General features: G+C 67.4%; 25 protein-coding genes, 1 tRNA gene, 1 other RNA gene and 1 pseudogene. 18 read left to right on the top strand and 10 right to left on the bottom strand.

The genetic code is table 11. From position 1 onward, the window contains the following. The 5 genes and pseudogenes from CEX87_RS27635 to CEX87_RS16970 all read left to right on the top strand — a co-directional run. Positions 1-292, top strand: a pseudogene (locus tag CEX87_RS27635) (hypothetical protein); the annotation flags it as partial. 40 nt (positions 293-332) lie between these two features. Continuing rightward, positions 333-1,385: an ATP-dependent DNA ligase gene (locus CEX87_RS16985; protein WP_064397877.1), complete on the top strand. Its 1,053-nt coding sequence runs from the start codon at positions 333-335 to the stop codon at positions 1,383-1,385. Position 1,386: 1 nt separating this feature from the next. Next, positions 1,387-2,436, top strand: a complete 1,050-nt coding sequence (ligD, locus tag CEX87_RS16980) for a non-homologous end-joining DNA ligase (RefSeq protein WP_064397875.1) — start codon at positions 1,387-1,389, stop codon at positions 2,434-2,436. Positions 2,437-2,478: 42 nt separating this feature from the next. Further along, on the top strand, positions 2,479-3,240 hold the full coding sequence (locus tag CEX87_RS16975) for a superoxide dismutase family protein (RefSeq protein WP_164674024.1): 762 nt from the start codon (positions 2,479-2,481) through the stop codon (positions 3,238-3,240). 62 nt (positions 3,241-3,302) lie between these two features. Then, a complete protein-coding gene (locus CEX87_RS16970) occupies positions 3,303-3,758 on the top strand; it encodes a hypothetical protein (RefSeq protein WP_066810295.1) in 456 nt (151 codons plus the stop codon). A gap of 4 nt (positions 3,759-3,762) precedes the next feature. Here the strand turns inward: CEX87_RS16970 and CEX87_RS16965 are convergent, their stop codons facing one another. Beyond that, complete coding sequence (locus CEX87_RS16965) at positions 3,763-4,830, bottom strand: NAD(P)H-dependent amine dehydrogenase family protein (protein WP_094288198.1); 1,068 nt, start codon at positions 4,828-4,830, stop codon at positions 3,763-3,765. An 88-nt stretch (positions 4,831-4,918) separates the two neighbouring features. Between CEX87_RS16965 and CEX87_RS16960 the strand changes: the two genes are divergently transcribed. Next, positions 4,919-5,572, top strand: coding sequence for a TetR/AcrR family transcriptional regulator C-terminal domain-containing protein (locus CEX87_RS16960; protein WP_064419381.1), 654 nt, complete (start codon positions 4,919-4,921; stop codon positions 5,570-5,572). Here the strand turns inward: CEX87_RS16960 and CEX87_RS16955 are convergent. From CEX87_RS16955 to CEX87_RS16945, 3 genes are all read right to left on the bottom strand, one after another. After that, positions 5,569-6,585, bottom strand: coding sequence for a S1C family serine protease (locus CEX87_RS16955; RefSeq protein ID WP_094288170.1), 1,017 nt, complete (start codon positions 6,583-6,585; stop codon positions 5,569-5,571). The genes CEX87_RS16960 and CEX87_RS16955 overlap by 4 nt on opposite strands. 28 nt (positions 6,586-6,613) lie before the next feature. After that, positions 6,614-7,378 carry a hypothetical protein gene (locus CEX87_RS16950; protein WP_094288168.1) on the bottom strand — a complete coding sequence of 255 codons (765 nt, stop codon included), beginning with the start codon at positions 7,376-7,378 and terminating at the stop codon, positions 6,614-6,616. 85 nt (positions 7,379-7,463) lie between these two features. Continuing rightward, positions 7,464-7,549: transfer RNA gene (locus tag CEX87_RS16945), tRNA-Ser, on the bottom strand. 68 nt (positions 7,550-7,617) lie between these two features. Between CEX87_RS16945 and ffs the strand changes: the two genes are divergently transcribed. The 3 genes from ffs to CEX87_RS16930 all read left to right on the top strand — a co-directional run bounded on the left by ffs (position 7,618) and on the right by CEX87_RS16930 (position 11,189). Beyond that, positions 7,618-7,712, top strand: an RNA gene (ffs, locus tag CEX87_RS16940) — signal recognition particle sRNA small type. Between the two features lie 28 nt (positions 7,713-7,740). Further along, positions 7,741-9,018 (top strand): aspartate aminotransferase type Ic, encoded by a 1,278-nt coding sequence (locus CEX87_RS16935; protein WP_094288166.1) that lies wholly within the window; start codon positions 7,741-7,743, stop codon positions 9,016-9,018. Positions 9,019-9,329: 311 nt separating this feature from the next. Continuing rightward, positions 9,330-11,189 carry a DNA polymerase III subunits gamma/tau gene (locus tag CEX87_RS16930; protein ID WP_094288196.1) on the top strand — a complete coding sequence of 620 codons (1,860 nt, stop codon included), beginning with the start codon at positions 9,330-9,332 and terminating at the stop codon, positions 11,187-11,189. 2 nt (positions 11,190-11,191) lie between these two features. Here CEX87_RS16930 and CEX87_RS16925 read toward each other — a convergent pair whose 3' ends face one another. Together CEX87_RS16925 and CEX87_RS16920 are read right to left on the bottom strand one after the other, a co-directional pair. Continuing rightward, positions 11,192-12,505, bottom strand: coding sequence for a class I SAM-dependent methyltransferase (locus CEX87_RS16925; RefSeq protein ID WP_094288164.1), 1,314 nt, complete (start codon positions 12,503-12,505; stop codon positions 11,192-11,194). Further along, a complete protein-coding gene (locus tag CEX87_RS16920) occupies positions 12,502-13,893 on the bottom strand; it encodes an FAD-binding oxidoreductase (RefSeq protein WP_094288162.1) in 1,392 nt (463 codons plus the stop codon). The genes CEX87_RS16925 and CEX87_RS16920 overlap by 4 nt, the downstream gene beginning before the upstream one ends. 69 nt (positions 13,894-13,962) lie before the next feature. Between CEX87_RS16920 and CEX87_RS16915 the strand changes: the two genes are divergently transcribed. Beyond that, positions 13,963-14,400 (top strand): SRPBCC family protein, encoded by a 438-nt coding sequence (locus CEX87_RS16915; protein WP_064397865.1) that lies wholly within the window; start codon positions 13,963-13,965, stop codon positions 14,398-14,400. 53 nt (positions 14,401-14,453) lie between these two features. On the opposite strand, the gene CEX87_RS16910 is transcribed toward CEX87_RS16915, so the two are convergent. Beyond that, positions 14,454-15,227 carry an Rv3717 family N-acetylmuramoyl-L-alanine amidase gene (locus CEX87_RS16910; protein ID WP_064397888.1) on the bottom strand — a complete coding sequence of 258 codons (774 nt, stop codon included), beginning with the start codon at positions 15,225-15,227 and terminating at the stop codon, positions 14,454-14,456. A gap of 111 nt (positions 15,228-15,338) precedes the next feature. On the opposite strand from CEX87_RS16910, the gene CEX87_RS16905 reads away from it, so the two are divergent. The 3 genes from CEX87_RS16905 to CEX87_RS16895 are packed head-to-tail and all read left to right on the top strand — an operon-like array spanning position 15,339 to position 16,705. After that, a complete protein-coding gene (locus CEX87_RS16905; RefSeq protein WP_064419215.1) occupies positions 15,339-15,671 on the top strand; it encodes a YbaB/EbfC family nucleoid-associated protein in 333 nt (110 codons plus the stop codon). Between the two features lie 10 nt (positions 15,672-15,681). Further along, complete coding sequence (gene recR / locus CEX87_RS16900) at positions 15,682-16,293, top strand: recombination mediator RecR (protein ID WP_064397861.1); 612 nt, start codon at positions 15,682-15,684, stop codon at positions 16,291-16,293. Between the two features lie 16 nt (positions 16,294-16,309). Beyond that, the gene (locus CEX87_RS16895) at positions 16,310-16,705 is read left to right on the top strand and encodes a hypothetical protein (RefSeq protein WP_064397860.1); all 396 of its coding nucleotides are present in this window, start codon (positions 16,310-16,312) and stop codon (positions 16,703-16,705) included. Positions 16,706-16,810: 105 nt separating this feature from the next. On the opposite strand, the gene CEX87_RS16890 is transcribed toward CEX87_RS16895, so the two are convergent. Continuing rightward, the gene (locus tag CEX87_RS16890; protein ID WP_064397858.1) at positions 16,811-17,527 is read right to left on the bottom strand and encodes a type 1 glutamine amidotransferase; all 717 of its coding nucleotides are present in this window, start codon (positions 17,525-17,527) and stop codon (positions 16,811-16,813) included. After that, a complete protein-coding gene (locus CEX87_RS16885; RefSeq protein WP_094288160.1) occupies positions 17,520-18,791 on the bottom strand; it encodes a Mur ligase family protein in 1,272 nt (423 codons plus the stop codon). Before CEX87_RS16885 ends, CEX87_RS16890 begins: the two co-directional genes overlap by 8 nt. An 83-nt stretch (positions 18,792-18,874) precedes the next feature. Here CEX87_RS16885 and CEX87_RS16880 point away from each other — a divergent pair, with 83 nt between their 5' ends. Further along, entirely contained in the window at positions 18,875-19,915 is a 1,041-nt protein-coding gene (locus tag CEX87_RS16880) for a DEDDh family exonuclease (protein WP_094288158.1), read from the top strand. A 13-nt stretch (positions 19,916-19,928) separates the two neighbouring features. Here CEX87_RS16880 and leuA read toward each other — a convergent pair whose 3' ends face one another. Continuing rightward, a complete protein-coding gene (leuA, locus tag CEX87_RS16875; RefSeq protein ID WP_416171916.1) occupies positions 19,929-21,812 on the bottom strand; it encodes a 2-isopropylmalate synthase in 1,884 nt (627 codons plus the stop codon). 184 nt (positions 21,813-21,996) lie between these two features. Between leuA and CEX87_RS16870 the strand changes: the two genes are divergently transcribed. From CEX87_RS16870 to CEX87_RS16855, 4 genes are all read left to right on the top strand, one after another. Beyond that, complete coding sequence (locus CEX87_RS16870) at positions 21,997-22,446, top strand: hypothetical protein (RefSeq protein WP_064419219.1); 450 nt, start codon at positions 21,997-21,999, stop codon at positions 22,444-22,446. 21 nt (positions 22,447-22,467) lie between these two features. Beyond that, positions 22,468-23,451, top strand: coding sequence for a linear amide C-N hydrolase (locus CEX87_RS16865; RefSeq protein WP_094288154.1), 984 nt, complete (start codon positions 22,468-22,470; stop codon positions 23,449-23,451). Between the two features lie 102 nt (positions 23,452-23,553). Next, positions 23,554-24,819, top strand: a complete 1,266-nt coding sequence (locus CEX87_RS16860) for an aspartate kinase (RefSeq protein ID WP_064397847.1) — start codon at positions 23,554-23,556, stop codon at positions 24,817-24,819. Next, a complete protein-coding gene (locus CEX87_RS16855) occupies positions 24,819-25,859 on the top strand; it encodes an aspartate-semialdehyde dehydrogenase (RefSeq protein ID WP_064397845.1) in 1,041 nt (346 codons plus the stop codon). The genes CEX87_RS16860 and CEX87_RS16855 overlap by 1 nt, the downstream gene beginning before the upstream one ends. Positions 25,860-25,895 lie beyond the last annotated feature (36 nt).

The raw sequence follows: 25,895 nt of genomic DNA, 5'->3' as shown, positions 1-25,895 counted from the left end.
CAGACGCAAAGACGGGCGCACCGCATGGCGTCCTCCACCCCAACTCGACACCGGCCAAGCCCGCATCAACAACTACCACCACCCCAACCGCTACCTCATCCCCGACGACGGAGACGACGAGGACGACGAGGGAGCCCCCGAAGACAGCGGAGAGTGTCCCGACAGCGACGACCACAGCGCAGACTGCCCCGACAGCGAGGACAGCGACGACGACAGCGCAGACTGTCCCGACAGCGAGGACGAGGTGGACGGTGGCGATGCCGTGGGAGACGGCGTCAGTAGCAACGGCTGACCCGGCGATGACGTCTCATCGGTCTGATGTGGACGCAATAATGGGTCAGGTGGACCTCCCCGTGCTGCCGCCGTTGGAGCCGATGCTTGCCAAGGCCCAGGCGAAGGTCCCGCCCGAAGCCGGGGTGTGGTCGTACGAGCCGAAGTGGGACGGTTTCCGTGCCCTGGTCTTCCGCGACGGTGACAAGGTCGTCTTGCTCTCCCGTAGCGGTAAGGACCTCGGCCGGTATTTCCCCGACGTCGTCGAGGCCGTCCGTGACGAGCTGGCACCGCGGTGTGTGCTGGACGGCGAAATCGTCGTCCCCCGCGAGTTCGGTGGCCGTACCCGCCTCGACTGGGAGTCGCTGAGCCAGCGCATCCACCCCGCCGCCAGCCGCATCAAGATGCTGTCGGAGCAGACGCCCGCCCACTTCATCGGCTTCGACGCGCTGGCCGCCGGTGATGACTCGCTGATGCAGCAACCCTTCCGGGTTCGCCGCGAAGCACTCCTGGTCGCGGTGAACGAGAAGCAGTGGTGTCACGTCACCCGCACCACCGAAGATCCCGAACTCGGAGCGCAGTGGCTCGAGGATTTCGAGGGCGCCGGCCTCGACGGTGTGATCGCCAAACGACTCGACGGCCCGTATCTACCGGGCAAGCGGGAGATGGTGAAGGTCAAACACGCTCGTGACGCCGATTGTGTGGCGATGGGTTATCGCATCCACAAGAGCGGCGAGGGTATCGGCTCCATCCTGCTCGGCCTGTACCGCGACGACGGAGAACTGCAGATGGTCGGTGGCGCAGCGGCTTTCACGGCCAAGGACCGAATCAAGCTGTTGGCCGAGCTGGAGCCACTTCGTGAGGGCGACGAGATGCGCGAAGGCGACCCCAGCCGCTGGAACTCGGCCGCCGACAAGCGCTGGGTCCCCATCCGGCCGGAGAAGGTCTGCGAGGTCGCCTATGACCAGATGGAGGGAAACGGCGGTGCCGCCCAACGCTTCCGGCACGCGGTGAAGTTCCGGCGCTGGAGGCCCGACCGCGACCCGAAGAGCTGCACCTTCGACCAGCTCGACGTTCCGCTCACCTACGATCTGTACGACGTGCTGGAGTCCTGAGATGCCCAAAGCCGCAGAGGAAGTCGACGTCGACGGCACGAAGGTGCGGCTGACCAACCGCGACAAGGTGTACTTCCCGAAGCTGGGCCGCAACGGCACGAAGGGCAAACTCTTCGACTACTACCTGTCGGTCGCCGAACCGATGGTGGCGCTGCTGCGCGACCGGCCGGTGCACCTGCAACGGTTTCCCGACGGCATCGACGGTGAGGAGATCTACCAGAAGCGGGTACCGCAGAAGCATCCCGACTACCTCGAAACCTGCACAGTCACTTTTCCATCCGGTCGCACCGCCGACGCGCTGAAGGTCACCCACGCGTCGGCGATCGCATGGGCGGCCCAGATGGGCTCGATCACCCTGCACCCGTGGCAGGTGAGGTGCCCGGACACCGAGCATCCCGACGAACTGCGCATCGACCTGGACCCGCAGCCGGGAACGGGTTTCGCCGACGCGAGCAGCGTCGCGGTCGACGTGCTCAAACCCCTGCTCGACGAACTCGGCCTGATCGGCTTCCCGAAGACCTCGGGCGGACGCGGCGTGCACGTCTTCCTGCGGATCAAGACCGACTGGGATTTCATCGACGTGCGTCGTGCGGGCATCGCCCTGGCCCGTGAGGTCGAACGCCGGGCGCCCGATGCCGTGACCACCTCGTGGTGGAAGGAGGAGCGAGGTAAGCGCATCTTCATCGACTACAACCAGAACGCGCGAGACCGCACCTTCGCTTCGCCGTACTCGGCGCGCAAGACCCCCATCGCCACCGTGTCCACTCCGTTGACCTGGGACGAGCTTCGCACCGCCGACCCCGACGACTACACGATCTCGTCTGTACCTGATTTCGTTGCGGGACGGCCGGATCCGTGGGCCGACATCGATCGCAAGCCGCAGTCGATCAAGAAGCTCCTGGACATGGTCGAGGCCGACGAGAAGCGCGGGCTGGGCGACCTGCCGTACCCGCCGAGCTATCCGAAGATGCCGGGGGAACCGCCGCGCGTACAGCCGAGCAAAAAAGTCGCAGCCAACTGGGACGAAGACGGCAATCCGGTCAATAGCTGACTGCGCGGTTTGTGTGGCGCGTCACACGGGTACGGGGTGTTCATGATCAAACAAGTCAGTGTTGCTTTGGGTGTCCTCGCGGTTGCGGTCGGCTGTTCCAATCAAGCGTCCGACGATGCAGCCACCACCACGACCACCACGACGACGGACTCGGCCAGCGCCCAGGGGTTGACCACTCAGATCAACACGGTTGACGGCAGACACGTCGCCGATGCCACCATCGACTTCTCCGACGGGTACGCCACGGTGACCGTCGAAACCGTCGAGGACGGCATCCTGTCGCCGGGCTTCCACAGCATGCACATCCATCAGATCGGCGTCTGCGAGGCCGGCGACGGCTTCGCCTCCGCGGGCGAGCACTTCCAGGCGCCCGGCCACACGGGCATGCCCGCCAGTGGCGATCTGCCGCCCCTGCTGGTGCGGTCCAACGGCGCGGGCAAGCTGGTCGCGACGAGTGACGCGTTCACCGAGGAGCAGCTCACGACCCCGCAGGGGTCCTCGATCGTGCTGCACGAGAGCGCAGTCATGGAGGACCCGGCCGCTGCCGAGCGGCGGATCGCGTGCGGTGTTCTCAGCCCGGGAACCGCGGGTACCACCTCCGTCGAGACGCAGACGACCGTCGTCACCACGACCGCGGTTGCGCCTCCACCGCCGGCGACGACCACCACGGAAGCACCGGTTACGACCACGCCGCCGGTCGAGTCTCCGGCCACCACGACGCCGCCGACCGAGACGAACACCGTCACCGTGACCGAGACCCCCTCACCGACAACCACCACGGTGGCTCCGCCGCCGGGGGGCTGACACGACTCGCTCGGCACGCCGAAATACCGCCGATCGGACTCTGAACCGGGTCTGCTGTTCGCATGCGCGTTTCGACGACCGTTCGTAGATGGCTGGCGGGCCTGGCACTGTTCGCCCTCGTGGGCAGTGGTGTCGGCGTGGCAGCGGTGATGGTCCTCGGGTCGGTCAAGGAGGCCAAGCAGACACAAGCTGCCTCAGCGCAGCGTGCGACACAGGCTCCACCGCCCAAGGTCCCGACGCCGTTCGAGTTCACGATCAACGTCGTCGTCACCGACCAGCACTGCGCGCCCGGAGCGCCCGGGTGCTTCTACAAGTATTCGATCGAGCCGAAATACATTGGCATGCATCCTCTTCCGAAGACTCCGTTCACCGTCTTCTACGAGGTGGTCGGCGGTAACGCACCGCAGAAGGGCGAGTTCACCGTGGAGAACGGCCAGGCGCAGATCCTGCAGGACGTCGTCCTGGAAGGTCCGCCGTCGGCCCAACTCAAGGCGAACGTCCTGCAGGTGGACGGCTGAGCCGTTACCGCCGTGGCCCGACGCCGCGCGCCTGCGGCAGCGGCAGATCGTTGTAGGTGGCGATGCCGGGAGGTGCCGCCACCACCGCCGGGATCGCATGGATCGGGGGCATGGCGGTCATGATGTGGCCGAGCACGAAGAAGTCCTCGATCGATTTGGCGTTCTCGATCATGTCCTGCGGGGGCAGGAAACCGACCTGCATGGTGACCGTCGGCCGGCCGTCGATCGTGATCTTCCACCCCTCGGCGTCCATCTGCCAGTCCGGGTCGAGCGTGGTGCCCTTCTTCCACCGGACGTTGATGTCGACCACCGTCTTGCCGTCGACGATCCCCTGCCAACTGGCGTACACGCCCGCCACATGCCCGGCCGGGATGGTCCATGACGCCATCACGAGATCCTCGGTGGTCTGGGCATATTCGGGGACGCACTTGATCTCGTCGAGCTCCACACCGATCGAGTCGGCGACCAGGCGGACCGCCTCGGCGAACACCGCGGTGCCTTTCGAGGCCATCGGCTGCAGGTTCGGATCGTCGATCGCGGTGCCGAACCCGACGGGCCGCTCGGTGTCGGGGGAGTCGTAGAGCGTGGTGTCGGCGGACTCGGCGATGGTGATCTTGTCGACCCGGTCGCAGCCCGTTGTGGCCACGATGGCGAGCAGTTCCGCGAAGCCGGGGCTGATCCCGGACCCGAAGAGTGTCGAACCGCCGCGCTTGCACGCCTCTTCGAGCCTGTCGCGATCGGCACCGAGGTTATGTCCGGTGATGAAGGATGCCGACGACACGACGTTGACGCCGGCTTCGAGGATGCGGACCAGTTCGTCGACGTCGATCCACATCGGGTTGTAGACCACGACGTCGGGCTTCAAGGCGAGCAGGGCGTCGACGTCGTTGGTGGCCTTCACGCCGAGGGGCGCGATGCCGGCGAGTTCTCCGGCATCCTGGCCGGCCTTGTCCTGCGACCACGCGTAGAGACCGACGAGTTCGTAGTTCGGGTTCGTGGCGATCGCCTGGACCGAGCTCTTGCCGACATTGCCGGTGGTCCACTGCACGACGCGATAGGGAGTGTTTGGCACCCGCACAGCATAGGAAAGTCCGGCGCTTCGCGAGGCTGTTTTTACCGCGCGGCGAAAAATTGCCTCGCGAGGCCCTAGTCTGACGATGATGAGCGGCCGAACGAGGGGTCGCCCGCCCCGGATCAGCCGCGACCAGATCGTCGCGGCGGCCAGGGAGGTGGCGAGCGCGGACCTGACGATGCAGGCGGTCGCCGATGCGCTCGGGGTCAGCCGCAAGGCCCTGCACTACTACGTCGGCGACCGCGAAGGTCTATTGACGCTGGTGATCGCGGACTTGTTCGAGCGCGAACTCACCAGCGTCGAGTTGCCCGACGGCGACGACTGGCGGGCGGTCCTGCGCGCCTACACCGTCGCGTTTCGCAACGGGCTCACGCAGGTCGGCGCGGCCACGGACTTCACCCGGCTACGGGGTATCGGCGCGGCCGCGGCCTTGGCGCTCGCCGACCGGGTGCTCGATGCCTTGCTCACCGCCGGTTTTGCACCCGACACCGCCCGGTACGGGTTGACCGCGGCGTCGAACATCGCGCAGTCGGCGGCCCACAGCAGCGCGGCGCAGACGCCCTCGGGGATGCACCGGCACCGTGCCGAGACGTCGGCGGCCCTGGAGTGGGAGCCGGAAGACACCTATCCGGCGCTGCGCGCAGTGCTCGCCTCGGCCGAATCCCAGCGCCACGACGCCGAGCACCAGTTCGACTTCGAGCTCGAGGTGCTCATCGCCGGCCTGGAACGACTCCTCGGTTAGAGGGGCGTCAGGGTGGCCTTGGCGGTCCGTTCCAGTCCGCCGCGATCGACCCACGTCATGTCGACCACGTCGCCGGGATAGTGGCGATCCAGCACGTAGGTCAGCGTCGTCGCCGAATCCAACGGGACACCGTCGAGCACGACGAGCACGTCGCCGGGGGCGAGTCCGGCCCGGTCGGCAGGCCCGCCGCGCAGCACATCGGCGATCTGCACGCCCGGGCCGCGTTGCGCCGAGCGCACCCCGACCCCAAGCAGTACCGGCGGGCCGATGTGCACGTCGGCGGACGGCGTGCGGGACCGGATCTGGTTGGCGATCGGCAACGCGTCGTTGATCGGGATCGCGAAGCCCTCGCCGCCCGGACCGAACCGGAAGTTCACCGAAGCCGCGGTGGTGATGCCGACGACCTGACCTGCGCCGTTGACCACCGGACCGCCCGAGTCGCCCGCGACGACCGGTGCGGCGAACTCGAAGAGACCCGCGAGTTCGTCCTTGCTGCCCGTGAGCGAGTCCTCGGCGTTCACGGTCCGGCCGAATGCGGTGATCGTGCCGACCTCGCGGGTCAGCGGTCCGTTCGTCCCGTTGGCGTTGCCGAGCGCGACGACGGGCTCACCGGCCGCCAGGAGCGCGGAATCACCGATCGGGGCGGCCGGCAGGCCCATCCCGCCGATCAGCTGCAACACCGCGATGTCACGCTTGCGGTTGTAGCCGAGTAGCTCAGCCGGGTAGGACCGGCCTCCGACGCTCGCGGTGATCCGGTCCGCGCCGGACACGACGTGGAAGTTGGTCAGGACCAGGCCGTTGGGATCGATCACGAATCCGGCGCCGTTTCCGTATGCGCCCTGATAGTCGATCTCGGTGTCGATCCGGACCACGGACGGTTCGACCTGAGCAGCAGCCGCGACGGGGTCACCGGGGGCGGCCGCAGCCGGAAACACCGGCGCCACCACGGCCAGCGCCATGGCCAATGCGATCAGCAGCGTCGTGAATGGACGCCGGAGGGGGATTTTGCCCATAGGCCCATATTGCCCGATGCCGAGACGACTAATCGTCTAGCGCGACGCCCCCGCGCAAGCGCCGACGGCGGCGACGTGCGGGTTCGGGTCTGCGATTGCGCAGTTTGCCGTCGTCGGATTCGGCCGCAGATTCCTCGGCAGCGGACTCGGATTCGTCGGCGTTCGCCTCGACTTCGGTGTCTTCGGTGGCCTCGGCGTCCTCAGCGTCGTCCTTCTCGGGGGACTCGTCAGCCACCTCGGCGTTGTCTTCCGGCCGGTCTTCGGCCTGGTCCTCGGTCGCGTCCTCGGTCTCTTGCTGGGCTTTCGCGCCCTTGCGGCGAGAGCGGCGCTGCTTGGGCTCCTTGACCTTCAGCGGTTTCGGCGGCGGGGGCGGCATCTCGGCGACCGAGGCGAGGTAGAACGCGAAAACGCCGAGCAGCCCGATTGCCGCGGCGGCGCCGTAGATGCCGAACAGCCAGCGACCCGCGGCGTCGAGCGACAGCCAGATCTCGCTGACGGCCGCGCCGATGATCAGCACACCGGCCAGCACATGCAGCACGATCGACACGGTCCGCAGTCTCAGCGCCATCTGGGGTGTGCCGAATTCCGGCCGTCGAGTCCGCAGCAGGGTGAACACCACCGGCAGCGCGGCGAGCCCGATCAATGCGCCGCACACGATGCGCATCACGGTGCCGAGAGTCTGCGGAATCTCACCGGAGAGCTCATACCAGCGCGGCAGGACGAAGAAGAAGTACAGAACACCGGCTACGACGCTGAACAACGCGTGCCAGGTCACCGCGACAGTGCGGCTCATTCTCCTCCTAGACGATTGTTTGGCCCCGGGGTGCGACCGGGCCTGACCGTCGAAACCGCCGACACGCCGCACCCCGGGCCGAGTGCGGAGGATGCGGGATTTGAACCCGCGAGGGCTATTAACCCAACCCGCGTTCCAGGCGAGCGCCATAGGCCACTAGGCGAATCCTCCGCGGGCCATGGTAGCCGACCTCAGACCAGAGCCGATCCGGATGCGACCGGCTCGGGTATTAGACTCGCCGTGGACCCCGCGCGGCGTCCATCCTGTGAACTCCCCCAGGGCCGGAAGGCAGCAAGGGTCAATGGGCTCTGGCGGGTGCGCGGGGTCCCCTTCTTTCCCGCACTTCAGTCGAAAGGCGTTCGGTGTCATTTCTGTCGCTCGGCCGAGACGAACTCGCCGCAGAACACGAGCAGCAGAAGCGCAACTACGCCGAACTGCAGGCCAAGGGGCTCAAACTCGACCTGACCCGGGGTAAGCCTTCCGCGGCGCAGCTGGACCTGTCCAACAAGCTGCTCGAGCTGCCTGGTTCCGACGACTTCCGCGACGGCGACGGCACCGACGTGCGCAACTACGGGGGTGTGCACGGGCTGCCCGAACTGCGCGCGATCTTCGGCGAGCTGCTCGGCATCCCGGTGCAGAACCTGATCGCCGGTAACAACGCCAGCCTCGAGTTGATGCACGACGTCGTCGTGTTCTCGATGCTGCACGGCGGCCCGGACTCGGCGCGGCCGTGGGCCCAGGAACCCGTCCTCAAGTTTCTGTGCCCGGCGCCCGGCTACGACCGGCACTTCGCGATCACGGAAAGCCTTGGCATCGAGATGATCACCGTGCCGATGCTCGAGGACGGGCCCGACGTCGACCTCATCGAGGAACTCGTCGCAGCCGATCCCGCCATCAAGGGAATGTGGTGCGTGCCGGTGTACTCGAACCCCACCGGGGTCACCTTCTCCTGGGAGACAGTGCGTCGGCTGGTCCAGATGCGTACGGCAGCAAACGATTTCCGCTTGATGTGGGACAACGCCTACGCGGTGCACACCTTGACCCACGACTTCGTCCGCAACGTCGACGTGCTCGGGCTGGCTGAGGCCGCAGGCAACGGGAACCGCCCGCTGGTGTTCGCGTCGACGTCGAAGATCACCTTCGCGGGCGCCGGGGTCAGCCTCCTGGGCGCCTCGCTTGGCAACATCACCTGGTACCTGCAGCACGCAGGCAAGAAGTCGATCGGGCCGGACAAGGTCAACCAGCTGCGCCATCTGCGATTCTTCCGCGACGCCGACGGGGTGCGCTTGCAGATGCAGCGTCACCGGGAGCTGCTGGCCCCGAAGTTCGCCGCGGTGTTGGAGATCCTGTCCGAGCGCTTCGGCGATTCGAAGATCGCGTCGTGGACCGAACCCAAGGGCGGGTACTTCATCAGCCTCGACGTCCTGCCGGGCACGGCCAAGCGCACCGTGGCGCTCGCCAAGGATGCGGGCATCGCGGTGACGGAGGCGGGCGCCACGTTCCCGTATCGAAAAGACCCGGAAGACAAGAACATCCGCATCGCGCCGACGATGCCGCCGGAGCCCGAGCTGCGGGCCGCGATCGACGGGCTGGCCACCTGCGCGCTGCTCTCGGCGACCGAGTCGTTGCTGAAGGACTGAGGGTCGGTCTCCGGGGCCCGTTTGTGCATCCGGCGACGAAATTCGCCAAAAAGCGTCGTCAGATTCACAACCGACACCCACGCGAGCGCAACGCGCTTTCGACCCTGGCCACATAGGTGGCAGCTCGGTCATGCTCGTACGGTGCATGCGGGGACCGACGGATCACGGCTGCGGTCGCGAGTCATCCCCAGGGTCGCCACCGTTTGTGAACCTGACGACGCTGAGAGCGTCCACACCGTCGTCAGATGCACAATTCAGCGACACAGTGGTGGCCCGTCGAACCGTCACACCACGCCGGTAGCCTGCTGATCGTGGCGCTCTACCGCAAGTACCGGCCCGCGACCTTCGCCGAAGTCGTCGGCCAGGAACATGTCACCGAGCCGCTGTCGACAGCACTGACGTCGGGCCGGATCAACCACGCGTACCTGTTCTCCGGTCCGCGCGGGTGCGGCAAGACCTCCTCGGCGCGCATCCTGGCGCGGTCGCTGAACTGTGAACAGGGCCCGACGGCCACCCCGTGCGGAGTGTGCGATTCGTGCGTGGCCCTCGCACCGAACGGGCCCGGCAGCGTCGACGTCGTCGAACTCGACGCCGCCAGCCACGGCGGCGTGGACGACACCCGTGAGTTGCGTGACCGCGCGTTCTACGCCCCCGCGCAGTCGCGGTACCGGATCTTCATCGTCGACGAAGCGCACATGGTCACCACGGCGGGCTTCAACGCGCTGCTGAAGATCGTCGAGGAACCGCCCGAACATCTGATCTTCGTGTTCGCGACCACCGAGCCGGAGAAGGTGCTGCCGACCATCCGCTCGCGCACACACCATTACCCGTTCCGGCTGCTGGCCCCGCGCACCATGCGCACGCTGCTGGAAGGCATCTGCGAGCAGGAGAACGTCACCGTCGACGACGCGGTGTACCCGCTGGTGATCCGCGCCGGCGGCGGGTCACCCCGCGACACCCTGTCGGTGCTCGACCAGTTGCTCGCCGGTGCCGAGGGCAATCACGTCAACTACACGCGCGCGCTGGCACTGCTGGGTGCGACGGACGTCGCGCTCATCGACGACGCGATCGACGCGCTGGCCGCCGGCGACGGCGCGGCACTTTTCGGAGTCGTCGAGGCGGTGATCGACGCCGGTCACGACCCGCGCAGGTTCGCGACCGACCTGTTGGAGCGGTTCCGCGACCTGATCATCCTGCAGTCGGTACCCGACGCCGCGGCGCGTGGAGTCGTCGACGGACCGGAGGACGTGCTCGACCGGATGCGCGAGCAGGCCACCCGCATCGGCACCGCGACGCTGACCCGCTACGCCGAAGTGGTGCACGCCGGACTCGGTGAGATGCGCGGCGCCACCGCGCCCCGGCTGCTGTTGGAGGTGGTGTGCGCGCGGCTGCTGCTCCCATCGGCCAGTGACACGGAATCGGCGCTGCTGCAACGGATCGAGCGCATCGAGACCCGGTTGGACATGTCGATACCGGCCGGGGAGGGCCAGTCGGCTCCGGCCGGTGGCCCGCCGCGGCAGTACGCCCGCAGGAGTAAGGCCGATGCGCAGTCCGCCGATTCGCCGCCGCCGCGCAGCGAGCCGCGGCCCGAACCCAAACCCGAACCCAAGCCAGAACCCAAACCTGAACCTCCGCCGACAGCGCCGGCTGCCGAGAGCAAACCGCCGTCGCCGCCGCCGGTGCGGCCGCCGTCCGATCCGGTGGTGGAGGCGCCGCCGCCTGCCGCGGTGACCGGTGAGCCGAACGCCGCCGCCGTGCGCAGCATGTGGTCGACGGTGCGGGACAAGGTGCGCGAGCGCAGCCGCACCACCGAGGTGATGCTGTCGGGTGCGATCGTCCGCGCGGTCGATGGCGACACGCTGGTGCTCAGCCACGACTCGGCGCCGCTGGCCAAGCGGTTGACCGAACAGCGCAACGCCGACGTCATCCGCGAAGCACTGAAGGACGCCCTCGGGGTGAACTGGAAGATCCGCTGCGAGGCGGGTTCGGCCGCCGCGCCACCGCCGACGGAACCGGTCCCGGGCGGCCCGCCGCCCCGCAGCGACGACGACGAGGAAGCCATGCTGGCCGAGGCCGGCAGCGACACCTCGGACACGCCGCGCCGCGACCCGGAGGAAGCCGCGCTCGAGCTACTGCAGAACGAGTTGGGCGCGCGGCGTATCGACGGCTGAAGCTAGGGCGTCCACCACGGCCGCAGCGGCAGCCCGCCGTCGTAGCCGTCGCGATCCAGCTTGACCGCCAGGACCTGGTGCAGCTGAACGACATTCGTTTCGAAGCCCAGACGCGAGCCGGCCATGTACAGACCCCACACCTTGGCCGTCGCCAGCCCGACCTCGGCCACGGCCTCGTCCCAGTGCTCCACCAGATTGCGGCACCAGTCGCGCAGCGTCAGCGCGTAGTGGTGACGCAGGTTCTCCTCGTGGACCACCTCCATGCCGACGTCCTGCGCTTCGGTGATGATGCGTCCGGAACCGGTGAGCTCGCCGTCGGGAAAGACGTAGCGGTCGATGAAGCCGCCTGCGGTGGAGCCGGTTCGGTTGTCCGGTCGGGTGATGCAGTGGTTGAGCAGCAGCGCGCCGTGACGCATCTTCGACTGGAGGAACTCGAAGTAAGCGGGATAGTTGTGCACGCCGATGTGCTCGGTCAACCCGATCGAGGACACCGCATCGAAATCGGACTCACGAACATCGCGGTAGTCACCGTGGCGCACCTCGGCCAGATCCTCGAGCCCGTCGCGAGCGATCGCCTCTCGAGCCCAGGACGCCTGCTCCTTCGACAGCGTGACCCCGAGCGCCTTGACGCCGTGCCGCGCGGCGTAGCGCACCATGCCGCCCCACCCGCAGCCCACGTCGAGCAGGCGATCGCCCGGCCGCAGGCGCAGTTTCTCGAACACCAGCCGGTACTTGTTCTCCTGCGCCTCCTCCAGCGTCGACCCGCGGTGCGGATAGCACGCGCACGTGTAGGTCATCGACGGGCCGAGCACCCACTCGTAGAACGTGTTGGAGACGTCGTAGTGGTGATGGATCGCCTCGGCATCACGAGTCTTGCTGTGGCGCAGACCTTCTGCGATCCGACGCCAGCGCGGCAGCGCCTCCTGCGGCGGCGGCGCGATCGGCTTGAGATGCTCGACGCCGATGCTGCGCACGATCTGGGCGAGCACCCGCGCCGGCGGACGTTTGAAGTCCATCTTGTCGGCGAGCGATTTGAGCAACTCGTAAGGATCGCCGGGATGCACACCGCGCATCGCCAGATCGCCCGACACGTAGGCGCGCGCCAACCCTAGATCCCCAGGCGCCGTGGCCAGATACGTCGTACCTCGCGGTGTGAGCAGCTCCAGGCCGATCGGGGCGTCCTCGGGTCCGGCCGTACTCCCGTCGTAGGCGCTGAAGCGCAGGGGCAGATTTCCGCCCGCGAAGATCTCCAGGATCTCGGCGAGCGTGAGCTTGCCCGCATGCGGCTGTGTCGTGTGTTCCTTGAAGGTCGTCATCGTCTTTGCACCGCCTTCGCATAAAGATCGAGAAGCCGTGAATCTGGATCGTATGCCTTTTTCACGATCTTGTACGTTTCGCCGCCGTACAGATCGTCGAACTCTTCGCGGCTGTAATACGAATCCGAGTACAACGATTTGTGACCATCGAGTTCGCCGACCTTGTTTTCGATCAACCTGTTGGTATGGCCTTCACTGGGGCCGACCGGCACCGACGACCAGAACCCGACGTTGACGTAGGTGTGGTTCGGCCGAAGCGGATACAGCGGCCACGCGCCGTCTGGCCCGGCGTCGTCGCGAAGTCGTAACGGGCACAGCCAGATCGGCTCGATCGGCACGTTGTCGAGGAACCAGTGCAGGAACTCCGCGACCCGTCCGATCGGCACCTCGACATCTTGTACGACGCGTTCGCGCGGCGGTCGCCCGTTGCGCTGCTCGATCCGGTCGGCGATGTCGAACCGCTGGTCGAGCGCGATCAGCTTCCAGTAGAAGCTGCTGCGTCGATACCGTCGCGGCCACCACCGACGGATCCGCGGATCCTGGACGCCGAACGCCCGTGAGCACCAGAACCAGTCGGTATCCCAGCGCCACAGGTAGTCGTGGACCGTCAACCGGTCGTGCTTCTCGGCGCCGTCGTGCTGTATCGAGCGGTAGTAGATCTGCTGACCGGTGTAGTCGCTGACGGGCCCGGGTGTGGTGGTCTTGAATCCGAGTGTCAGGTAGGCCTCGTCGGCGGAGAACACCACCCCGTCGAGATAGTCGACGGGAGTGCCGTCATAGCCGCAGGTCTCGACGATGCGTTCCATCGTGGCGACCAGGTCCTCGATGGTGTTGAACCGCAGGTGGCGCAGCGTGACGAACGGCTGAACGGCTTCCAGCTCGATCTTCAACCGAACCGAATAGCCCAATGTGCCATAGGAATTGGGAAACGCCCGGTACAGGTCGGTGTTCTGGTTCGGCGACGCGGTGACGACATCGCCGGTGCCGGTGAGGATGTCCATCTCCAACACCGACTCGTGTGGCAGGCCGTTGCGGAACGACGTGGACTCGATACCGAGCCCGGTGACCGCTCCGCCGAGCGTGATCGTCTTCAGCTGCGGTACGACCAACGGCGACAAGCCGTATGGCAGCGTCGCGGCGACAAGATCTTCGTACGTGCACATACCGGCCACATCGGCGGTGCGCGCGTCGGGGTCCACAGCGATGACACCGGTCAACCCCGAGACGTCCAGACCCTTCGCGGTGGTCTTGGCCCGCGCACGGAACAGGTTCGACGTGGGTTTGGCCAGGCGAACGGTGGCATCGGGCGGAATTGCACGGTAGCTGTTCAGCAGCCGCTGCACGCCCGCGGCATGAACAGCCCGTGCGTCGGTTCGGGCAACAGACACGGATATACGCTAGTCCGCGGTCGCAGGCGATGCGACCGCATGGAACTTCTACCAAGGAGCGTGCACCCGATGGGACAGGTCAGCGCATCGAGCACCGTCTTGATCGACGCGGCGCCGGAGGCGGTGCTCTCGGCGGTTGCGGACTACGCGAACGTGCGTCCGAGGATCCTGTCGCCGCAGTACAGCGACTACAAGGTGCTCGAGGGCGGACAGGGCGCGGGCACGGTGGCCAGCTGGAAGCTGCAGGCGACCAAATCGCGGGTGCGCGACGTCAAGGCCGAGGTCGACGTGGCCGGCCACACGGTCATCGAGAAGGACGCCAACTCCTCGATGATCACCAACTGGACCGTCGCGCCGGCGGGTTCCGGATCCTCGGTGACCGTCAAGACGTCATGGCAGGGCGCGGGCGGGATCGGCGGCTTCTTCGAGAAGACGTTCGCGCCGCTGGGGCTGCGCAAGATCCAGTCCGAGGTGTTGGAGAACCTGAAGAAGCAGCTCGAGGGATGACCTTAAGAGGTTGATTCCACGCACGTGGTGCGTGCGATCAACCCGTTAGGCGACTAACTGGAGCCCAGGAAGCCCGCGATGCCGCGCACGACGGCGTCGGCGTACTTCTGCCGCCCCTCCGGCGTCTTCATCAGCGCCGAGTCGACCGGGTTCTTCATGTTGCCCAGCTCGACCAGGATCGACGGGTACTGGGCGAGGTTCAGGCCCGCGATGTCCGATCGCGGGTTGAGGCCATTGGAGCCGATGTAGGTCGACGGCACGAAGCCGGACGCCTGCAACTGGTCGCGCATGATGCCCGCGAACCGGGGAGACGGCCCCGCCTGCGCATCGTTGAGCGGCGGGGACGAGTACAGGACATGGAATCCGCGTCCGGTCGGCGGGCCGCCGTCGGCATGGATGCTCACGATCGCGTTCGGCTTGATCGAGTTCGCCAGCGCGGCGCGTTCGTCGACGCACGGACCCAGCCCGGTGTCGTCGCCGCGCGACATGGCGGTACGCACACCCAGCGCGTGCAGGGCCTGGCGGACCCGCAGCGTGGTCTCCCACGCGAACGTGTGCTCGGCGTAGCCGTCCTCGGTGGACGTGCCGCTGGCCTGGCAGTCCTTGGTGCCGCCGCGGCCGGTCGGCACCTGCTTGCTGATCGAGGCGTCGTTGGCGCCGTTGTGACCAGGGTCGAGGAACACGATCTTGCCCGCGATGTTGGCGGGCGCGGCCTCGGCCTCGAAGGCGGGGCTGACGAGCGTCGATGCGGCGACGAGTAATCCGGTCGCCACCGCGGCGCAGCCGCGCAATGCTCCGGTGGCGCCGACACGCAGGCGGGCAGGCACGGCCGTCACCGTAACCGCACCGACGACTACGCTGAAAGCTCAAACGGCCGCGAGCCGAGGACAGAAACCAAGTCGAGACCGGACCGCAACTAAGACGCAAGGGGACCACTCATGCAACCGCAAGGCCAACCCGATATGTCCGCGCTGCTCGCGCAGGCCCAGCAGGTCCAGCAGCAGCTGATGGAGGCGCAGGAGGCGCTGGCCAACGCCGAGGTGCACGGTCAGGCCGGCGGCGGCCTGGTGCAGGTCACGATGAGGGGCAGCGGCGAGGTGATCGCCGTGTCGATCGATCCGAAGGTCGTGGATCCCGAAGACATCGAGACGCTGCAGGATCTCGTGGTCGGCGCCATCTCCGATGCCTCCAAGCAGGTCACCATCCTCGCCCACGACCGGCTCGGGCCGCTCGCGGGCGGGATGGGCAACCTCGGTATCCCGGGAATGTAATTGTTCCTCCATGTTTGAAGGACCCGTCCAGGATCTGATCGACGAGCTCGGCAAGCTGCCCGGCATCGGGCCGAAGAGCGCTCAGCGGATCGCCTTTCACCTGCTGTCGGTGGAGCCGCCCGACATCGACCGGTTGACCGCCGTGCTGAACAAGGTGCGCGACGGGGTGAAATTCTGTGCGGTGTGCGGCAACGTCTCCGACGACGACCGCTGTCGCATCTGCAGCGATTCCCGGCGCGATGCATCCTTGGTCTGCGTGGTCGAGGAGCCGAAAGACGTGCAGGCCGTCGAGCGCACCCGCGAGTTCCGCGGGCGCTATCACGTGCTGGGCGGCGCCCTGGATCCGCTCTCCGGGGTGGGGCCCGAACAGCTGCGAATCCGCGAGCTGCTCAACAGGATCGGTGAGCGCGTCGACGGGGTGGACGTCACCGAGGTGATCATCGCGACCGACCCCAACACCGAGGGTGAGGCGACGGCGACGTATCTCGTGCGCATGCTGCGCGACATCCCGGGGCTGACGGTGACGCGGATCGCGTCCGGTCTGCCGATGGGCGGTGACCTGGAGTTCGCCGATGAGCTGACGCTCGGCCGCGCGCTGGCCGGCCGACGCGCGATGGCATAGCCGAGGAAGGAAGTTCATGCCGGACGACGAATTCAAGGTCGAGGTGGAGCTCGGCGCCGAGCACCGGCTCTCGTTCTGGGACAAGTTGCGAACCCTGGATCTAGACGACAATGCGCGCGAGCGGCTCGGATCGCGGGTCACCGTCACCCGCGACGGCGATCGCATCCAGCTGTACACCACGACCTTGGCCGACGCGCAGGAGGCCGAGCGCACGGTGCGCGCATTGGTGTCCGACGACGGCGTGGACGCGCAGTACACCCTGAGCCGGTGGGACTCCGCGAGCCAGGAGTGGGTGGACCCGGTCAGCGGGCAGGAGGTGCCCGACGATGCGCCGGAGGTACCGCCCCCGGATCCGGGCTACGTGATCCTCGAGGCGTACAAGCCCGAGTTCCTGCGCGACCTCGGGCTGTAACTTCCGAGCCGCGAAATTGCATTCCAGCAGGCCTCTTCTCGCACTTTCGCTGCTGGAACGCCATTTCGCGGAAAGTTGTCGATGGCCGCGGGCGGCTCGACGGGCTCAGACTCGCCGGGGTGCGGCGAGTCGTTCGCGTCGAAGCTGTTCGACTTCGTCGATCTTCAGGGGCGCCAGCTCACCGACCACCCGGCTCAGCAGGTGGTCGGCCAGCTCCGGATTGCGGGCCAGGCACGGGCCGTGCATGTACGTCGCGACGACGCTGCCCTGCACCGCACCGTCGAAACCGTCACCGTCGCGGTTCCCTGCCCCCTTGATGACCTTGCCGAGCGGGCGTGCCTCGGCACCGAGAACTGTTCCGCCGCGGTGGTTTTCGAAGCCCGTCAGCCGCTCGAAGAGACCGGCGAGCAGGGGTTCGGACACCACTTCGCCGATCGTGCGCGTGTCCTGCGGTGAGGTCGTTACATCGAGCAGGCCGACACCGTCGACGCGTTCACCCGACGAAGTCTCGTACCAGTGCCCCAGCACCTGGATGGCCGCGCAGATCGCCAGCACCGGCGCACCCCGCGCGGCCGCCTGTTGCAATCCGGGATACCGCAGTAGGTGCTTGGTCGCCAGGCGCTGCGCATAGTCCTCCGCGCCGCCGAGCGTATACAGGTCCAGCTCCGAAGGCACCGGGTCGTCCAGCGTGATCTCGACGGTCTCGGCGTCAAACCCGCGCAGCCGCAGACGTTGTCGCAACACGACGGAGTTGCCGCCGTCACCGTAGGTTCCCATCACATCGGGCAGTACCAACCCGATGCGCACCGCCGACTCACCCACCGCGACGCTCCAATGCCCGGTTCAACTGCAGGAACGCGGTGTAGTTGGCGATCACCTCGACGTGTCCGGGCGGGCACGACGCGATCGCCGCGAGGGTGTCGTGCACCAGTGTGTGCTCGACACCCGCGTAACCCAACCGCACCGCGAGGTCGGTGCCCCGCTCGCCTGCGGCCACCACGTGGGTGTCCTCGAAGTGCTCAAAGCGGACGTCCCACAGCCATGACAGGTCCTCGCCGTCGGGCACCTGGCCGTTGACCGAGATCACCACGCCCGCACCGTGTTTGTCGACCATCGACAGCGCTTCTTGCCAGCCCGCCGGGTTCTTCGCCAACAGCACCCGGGCGGTGTGCTCGCCGAGGCGCACGGTGCGGTAGCGCCCGGCGACCTCGTCGACCTCCGACACCGCGGCCACCGCAGCCGCCGGATCGGCGCCCATCGCGACCGCCGCCGCCACGGCCTGTGTGGCGTTGCCGCGGTTGACGGAGCCGGGCAACGACAGCGTCATCGGCAGCGAAAATCCGTCCGGCCCATGGATGTTGGTGTCGTCGAACCACCAGTGCGGACTGGGCCGCTTGAAATCTGTTCCGGTGGAACGCCAATCGCGGCTCTTGCCGCCGTCGCGCAGGATGATCTCGCCGGACCGCGGGCAGCTCACCGAGTCGTTGGCCCAGCTTCCGCCGGCGGCGACCCACACCACGTTGGGGCTGTCGTATGCGGCCGAGGTCATCAGCACGTCGTCACAGTTGGCGACCACGACGGCCGACGGGTGACGGGCCAGTCCGGCGCGCAGGGTGCGCTCGATGTGGTTGATCTCGCCGACGCGGTCCAGCTGATCGCGGGACAGGTTCAGCAGCACGATCACCTTCGGGTCGACCGCCTCGGCCACGTGCGGGACGTGCATCTCGTCGACCTCGAGGGCGGCAAGGGGTGCCTCTCGTGCGGCGGCCAGCGCGGCCACCAGCCCGGCGTCCATGTTCGCGCCGGTGTCGTTGGTGGCGACGTTCGAGTGTCCCCGGCCTCCCGGCTCGGCGGGGGCGATGGTGCGCAGCGCCGCGGCGATCATCCGGGTGGTCGTCGACTTGCCGTTGGTCCCGGTGACCACCACGGTGCGACGACCCGCGCCGAGCTGGCGCAGCAGCGACTTGTCGAGCGCCAGCGCGACCAGCCCGCCGATCATCGCGCCCGCACCGCGCCCGGTGACCCGCGACGCCCAGCGGGCGCCCGCGCCGGCCCCGAGGGCGAGCCGTCCACGTGTCGTGACCACCCCGGCAGTTTAGGTAGCCGACACGCTGACGGGCGATTCGGCGAGGTCCCGGCTTTGTCACACCACCGTGCCATCCTGACGACGTGGGCCTAACGGACGCCGGAGGTCACCGGCCGAGCGGCTCTGACGCCGAGAATCGGCCGGGCTGGGGCCGGCCGGCGGAACACGCCGGATCGGGTTGGGCGGTCGTCGACGTGGAGACCTCCGGGTTCCGACCGGGGCAGGCCCGCATCGTCAGCATCGCCGCGCTCGCCCTCGGCGACGACGGCAACGTCGAACAGAGCCTGTACAGCCTGCTCAATCCCGGTGTCGATCCTGGTCCGACACACGTACACGGTCTGACGGCCGACATGTTGGAGGGCCAGCCGACCTTCGGCGACATCGTCGACCACCTCGTCGAGCTGCTTGACGGCCGCACGCTGGTCGCGCACAACGTCGGCTTCGACTACTCGTTCCTGGCCGCCGAGGCCGAGTTGGTCAACCGCGAGCTGCCCACCGACACCGTGATGTGCACGGTCGAGCTGGCGCGCAGGCTGGACCTGGGCACCGAGAACCTGCGGCTCGAGACGCTGGCCGCGCACTGGGGGATCAGCCAGATCCGGCCGCACGACGCCCTCGACGACGCGCTGGTGCTCGCCCAGATCCTCAAACCGGTGCTCGTGCGGGCGCGGGAACGCAAGGTCTGGCTGCCGGTGCACCCGGTATCCCGCAGGCGCTGGCCCAACGGCGTCGTCACCCACGACGAGCTGCGCCCGCTCAAGGCGGTCGCATCCCGCCTCCCGTGCCCCTACCTCAACCCGGGCCGGTACGTCGCCGGGCGACCGCTGGTGCAGGGCATGCGGGTCGCGCTGTCGGCCGAGGTCGAACACACCCACGAAGAGCTCATCGAACGGATCCTGCACGCCGGGCTGGCCTACACCGAGACCGTCGACACCGAGACCTCGCTGGTGCTTTGCAACGACGCCCAACCCGCTCAGGGCAAGGGCTACCACGCCAGGGAGTTGGGTGTCCCGCTGACCTCCGACGCCGAATTCATGCGCGCGATCGACGGCGTCGTCGGCGGTACCGGGATCGAGGACTTCTCCGACACCACCCTCGCAGGCGACCAGTTCGCGCTGTTCTGACCGATCCCAGAGATCAGCGTGCGGCCCTGTTGACCGCCGAGACCACCGCCCGCAGCGATGCGGTGGTGATCGAAGTCGCGATGCCGACACCCCAGACGGTCGTTCCACCGATCGACGCCTCGACGTAGGCCGCGGCTTGCGCCTCTTCACCCGCCGACAGCGCGTGCTCGGAGTAGTCGAGCACCGACACGTCGAACCCGATGGCGCCCAACGCATCAACGAACGCGGCCAGCGGACCGTTGCCGGCGCCGACGATCTCGCGCTCGACGCCGTCGACTTTCACCACCGCCTCGATGGTGTCGGTGCCGCCATCCACCTCCGCCGCCGTCACCTTCTGGCGGATGCGTTCGAGTGGCCGGATCGGCGCCAGGTACTCCTCGGCGAAGACGTCCCACATTTCCTTCGGGGACACCTCGCCGCCCTCGCCGTCGGTGATCTTCTGGATCGCCTGGCTGAACTCGATCTGCAGCCGCCGCGGAAGTGCCAGACCGTGATCGGCCTTCATGATGTAGGCGACGCCGCCCTTCCCGGACTGCGAGTTCACCCGGATGACGGCCTCGTAGGTGCGACCGACGTCCTTCGGGTCGATCGGCAGATAGGGCACCTGCCACGGGATGTCGTCGACGTCCTTGTCCGCGGCGTCGGCGTCGACCTTCATCTGGTCCAGGCCCTTGTTGATGGCGTCCTGGTGGCTGCCCGAGAACGCGGTGTAGACCAGATCGCCGCCGTACGGGTGGCGTTCGTGCACCGGCAGCTGGTTGCAGTACTCGACGGTGCGACGGATCTCATCGATGTTCGAGAAGTCGATCTGCGGGTCGACGCCGCGCGAGAACATGTTGAGCCCCAGTGTCACCAGGCAGACGTTCCCGGTACGCTCGCCGTTGCCGAACAGGCACCCCTCGATCCGGTCGGCGCCGGCCTGATAGCCCAATTCGGCTGCGGCAACGGCGGTTCCGCGATCGTTGTGCGGATGCAGACTCAAGATGATGCTGTCGCGGGGGGCCAGGTGGCGGTGCATCCACTCGATCGAGTCGGCGTACACGTTCGGGGTCGCCATTTCTACCGTCGCTGGCAGGTTGACGATCAGCGGCGCGTCGGGCGTCGGCTCGATGATCTCGGCGACGGCGTTGCACACGTCGACCGCGTACTCCAGTTCGGTGCCCGTGTAGGACTCCGGCGAGTACTCGAACCGCCACTGGGTGCCCGGATACTTCTTCGCTTCCTCGACGCACATCCGCGCGCCGTCGGTGGCGATCGCCTTGACCGCGTCGCGCTCGGCGCGGAACACCACGCGCCGCTGCAGGATCGACGTCGAGTTGTAGAAGTGCACGATCGCGCGGGGCGCGCCCTCGCAGGCCTGGAATGTCCGTTCGATCAGTTCCGGGCGGCACTGTGTCAGCACCTGGATGGTGACGTCGTCGGGGATGACGCCTTCGGTGATGATCTCGCGAACGAAGTCGAAGTCGGTCTGGCTGGCCGACGGGAAGCCGACCTCGATCTCCTTGTAGCCCATGCGCACCAGCAGGTCGAACATGCGGCGCTTGCGCTGCGGGCTCATCGGGTCGATCAGCGCCTGGTTGCCGTCGCGCAGGTCGACCGCACACCACATCGGCGCGGAGTCGATGACCTTGTCCGGCCAGGTGCGGTCGAACGGAACCGCCGCTGTGTCTGTCGCCGGGCTCCCGCCCGGCACCTCTTCGGCGAAGCTGCGATACCGGTTGATCGGCATCGCCGAACCGCGCTGGGTGTTCCACGGCGGCTGGCCGGGGTTGGGCGGGCCGGACGGCTTGGTGATCTGACGGACCGACGAGAACGCGTCAGGGGAGTCCGGCGAGGGTTTCGAGAACGTGGTCACGGTATTGCTCCGGGAGTTTGAAGGGGGACTCGACCGGCGCATCGCGAACACCCGCGACGGGAAGCCGGTCTGATCAGACCCCGTCGCGGCTGCCGAGAAGGAGCACCCGCTGCACGTCGCACACTGTACTCCGCACCCGCGAGCGCAACAAAATGCCAATCGTGGTCGTCGCTAAGCCTGCGTGACCTGTGTGACGAATCCGGCGCTGGCTAGAGTTGCGGCGGTGATGACTCTTGATCGGCGATGGTGGGTGGCGATCGCCGTCGTGGTGATCGCGATCGTGGCCCTGGTCTACAGCCAACTGCAGCAACCGCCCGAAGAATGCCGTCCGGTGCTCGATTTCCTCGAATACAACAAGCAGCAGAACGAGCTGATCAGCTCGAAGAGCGAGGGCGCCGAGGGGCCGCCGACCGCGGCCGAAGAGCTGGCATACCGGGAGTGGGCCAACGGGCTCTCCGAGCGCGCACGCAAGATCGACACCCCCGAGCTGCGGTTCACCGCGGTGGAAGTCGCCGATCTCGCCGGCCTGTTCGTCCAGAAGATGCCCCAGGCGCGCGCGGAGACGGAGTCCCCGGCGCCGGGTGCGCCCACGCCGCAGATCTACTACGAGATGTCGGCGCTCGACAATCAGTTACGGCGCAAGCTCGCCGAGCTGTCCGAGGCCTGCACCAACTGAGCACCTCCTACGATGCGGGGCATGTGCACCCGCGTCGTCTACCTCGGAACCGATAACCGCAACATCACCGGTCGCTCCATGGACTGGAAGTCGGAGATCCAGACCAATCTGTGGGCGTTGCCGCGCGGCGTCCACCGAACCGGCCAGGCCGGCCCCGGCTCCGCGGAGTGGACGTCGAAGTACGGCAGCGTCGTCGCGACCGGCTACGACATCAGCACGACCGACGGCGTGAACGAGGCCGGACTCGTGGTCAACCTGCTGTGGCTGGCCGAATCGGTCTATCCCGCCCAAACCGAACCGGGTCCGGCGGTCTCGTTGGCGCTGTGGGGTCAGTACGTGCTCGACAACTTCGCGACGGTGGCCGAGGCCGTGCAGGCGTTGAGCGCGACCCCGCTGCGGGTGGCCACCGCGCAGGTGCCCGGTGAGGAGCGGATGGCGACGCTGCACCTGGCGATGTCCGACGCGAGCGGCGACAGCGCGATCGTCGAGTACATCGACGGCGAGCAGGTCATCCACCACGGCAGCCAGTACCGGGTGATGACGAATTCGCCGACCTTCGACAAGCAGCTCGCGATCAGCGAGTACTGGAAGCAGATCGGCGGCACCGTGATGCTGCCGGGGACCAACCGCGCCGCGGACCGGTTCGTGCGGGCGTCGTTCTACATCGACGCGGTGCCCAAGACCGCCGACCCGCTGCTGGCCGCCGCGACGGTGCTCAGCGTCGTGCGCAACGCGTCGGTGCCGTACGGAATCTCCACACCCGACGAGCCGAACATCTCGACCACCCGCTGGCGCACGGTCGTCGACCACAAGGCGCTGCGGTACTTCTTCGAGTCCGCGCTCTCGCCGAACACGTTCTGGGTCGAGCTGGGCAACCTCGACTTCTCACCCGGCGCCCCGACGCTGCGGCTGCCGCTCGGCGAGGGTGAGAAGACGATCTACGCCGGCGATGCCAGCGCGAACTTCACCGAAGCCGACCCGTTCCCGTTCCTCGGAGTGCCCTGATCGTCGGCGGTTCCTGTCAGGCCCACCACGGGCGAAAGAAATCCGGTGCGCACAGCCCTTATCCTTGTTGGGATCCTTCCCAGCACTTGAAAGGCTTGATCAGTGGCGCTCGTCGTGCAGAAGTACGGCGGATCCTCGGTTGCCGACGCCGAGCGGATCCGACGCGTGGCCGAGCGGATCGTCGAGACGCGGAAGCAGGGCAACGACGTCGTCGTGGTGGTCTCGGCGATGGGCGACACCACCGACGAACTGCTCGACCTGGCCAACCAGGTATGCCCCGCGCCGCCGCCGCGCGAGATGGACATGCTGCTGACGGCCGGTGAGCGCATCTCCAACGCGCTGGTCGCGATGGCCATCCACTCGCTTGGCGCGCAGGCGCGCTCGTTCACCGGTTCGCAGGCCGGCGTGATCACCACCGGCATCCACGGCAACGCGAAGATCATCGACGTCACCCCCGGCCGGCTGCGTGACGCGCTGGACGAGGGTGTGATCGTCCTGGTCGCCGGCTTCCAGGGCGTCAGTCAGGACAGCAAGGACGTCACCACGCTGGGACGCGGTGGCTCGGACACCACCGCCGTGGCGCTGGCCGCAGCGCTGAAGGCCGACGTCTGCGAGATCTACACCGACGTCGACGGCATCTTCACCGCGGACCCGCGAATCGTGCCCAACGCGCATCACCTCGACCAGGTCAGCTTCGAGGAGATGCTGGAGATGGCCGCCTGCGGCGCCAAGGTGCTGATGCTGCGCTGCGTGGAGTACGCCCGGCGCTACAACGTGCCGATACGCGTGCGCTCGTCATATTCGGACAACCCCGGCACCCTGGTGACCGGATCAATGGAGGACATTCCCGTGGAAGACGCCATTCTGACCGGAGTCGCACACGACCGCAGTGAGGCCAAGGTCACCGTGGTCGGTATCCCCGACGTGCCGGGTTATGCCGCCAAGGTGTTCCGCGCCATCGCCGACGCCGACATCAACATCGACATGGTGTTGCAGAACATCTCGAAGGTCGAGGACGGCAAGACCGACATCACGTTCACCTGCCCGCGGGACAACGGGCCGGCCGCGGTGCAGAAGCTGTCCTCGCTGCAGAGCGAGATCGGTTTCACCGGGGTGCTGTACGACGACCTCATCGGCAAGGTCTCGCTGGTGGGCGCCGGTATGAAGAGCCATCCCGGGGTGACCGCCAAGTTCTGCGAGACGTTGGCCGAAGTCGGGGTCAACATCGACCTGATCTCCACCTCGGAGATCCGGATCTCGGTGCTGGTCAAGGACACCGATCTGGACAAGGCCGTCGCCGCGCTGCACGAGGCGTTCGGCCTGGGCGGCGACGAGCAGGCCATGGTGTACGCGGGGACGGGACGATAATGGTCAATCTAGGTGTGGTCGGCGCGACCGGTCAGGTCGGCCAGGTGATGCGAACGCTGTTGGAAGAGCGGGACTTTCCGGCGACAAGTGTGCGGTTCTTCGCCTCGGCGCGGTCGCAGGGCAAGAAGCTCTCCTTCCGCGGGCAGGAGATCGAGGTCGAGGACGCCGCGACCGCCGATCCCGCGGGCCTGGACATCGCGTTGTTCTCCGCAGGGGCGACGATGTCGCGCGTGCAGGCGCCGCGCTTCGCCGAAGCCGGTGCGATCGTGGTCGACAACTCGTCGGCATGGCGCAAGGACCCTGACGTTCCGCTGGTGGTCAGCGAGGTGAACTTCGCGCGCGACGTGCGGGGCGTCACCCTCAAGAAGGGCATCATCGCGAACCCGAACTGCACCACGATGGCCGCGATGCCGGTGCTCAAGCCGCTGCACGACGAGGCGGGTCTGGTGCGGATGATCGCCTCGACGTATCAGGCGGTGTCGGGCAGCGGCGTGGCCGGTGTGGAGGAGTTGTTCGATCAGGCCAGCGCGGTGGTGAACAGCAGCCGGGACTTGGTCGCCGACGGATCCGCGGTCGATTTCCCCGCGCCGTCGAAATACGTGGCACCGATCGCGTTCAACGTCGTCCCGCTGGCCGGGTCGTACGTCGACGACGACTCCGGTGAAACCGACGAGGATCAGAAGCTGCGCAACGAGACCCGCAAGATCCTGGACATCCCGGACCTGGCGGTCAGCGGTACGTGTGTGCGGGTCCCGGTGTACACGGGCCATTCGCTGTCGCTGAACGTCGAATTTTCGCAATCGCTTTCGGTGCAGCGGGCGACCGAGTTGTTGGGAGCGGCGCCTGGCGTGACGCTCGTCGACGTCCCGACGCCGCTGGCCGCGGCCGGGGCGGACGACTCGCTGGTCGGACGCATCCGGCAGGATCCCGGCGTGCCCGACGGACGCGGACTGGCACTGTTCGTGTCCGGGGACAACCTTCGCAAGGGCGCGGCACTCAACACGATTCAGATCGCCGAACTGCTGGCCGCCGAACTCTGACGCCGCGGCGAGATTGCAACCACGCAGACAAAGTGC

Source organism: Mycobacterium lehmannii (genome assembly GCF_002245535.1).
GTDB lineage: Bacteria > Actinomycetota > Actinomycetes > Mycobacteriales > Mycobacteriaceae > Mycobacterium > Mycobacterium lehmannii.
This window is presented reverse-complemented; position numbering and strand designations above follow the sequence as displayed.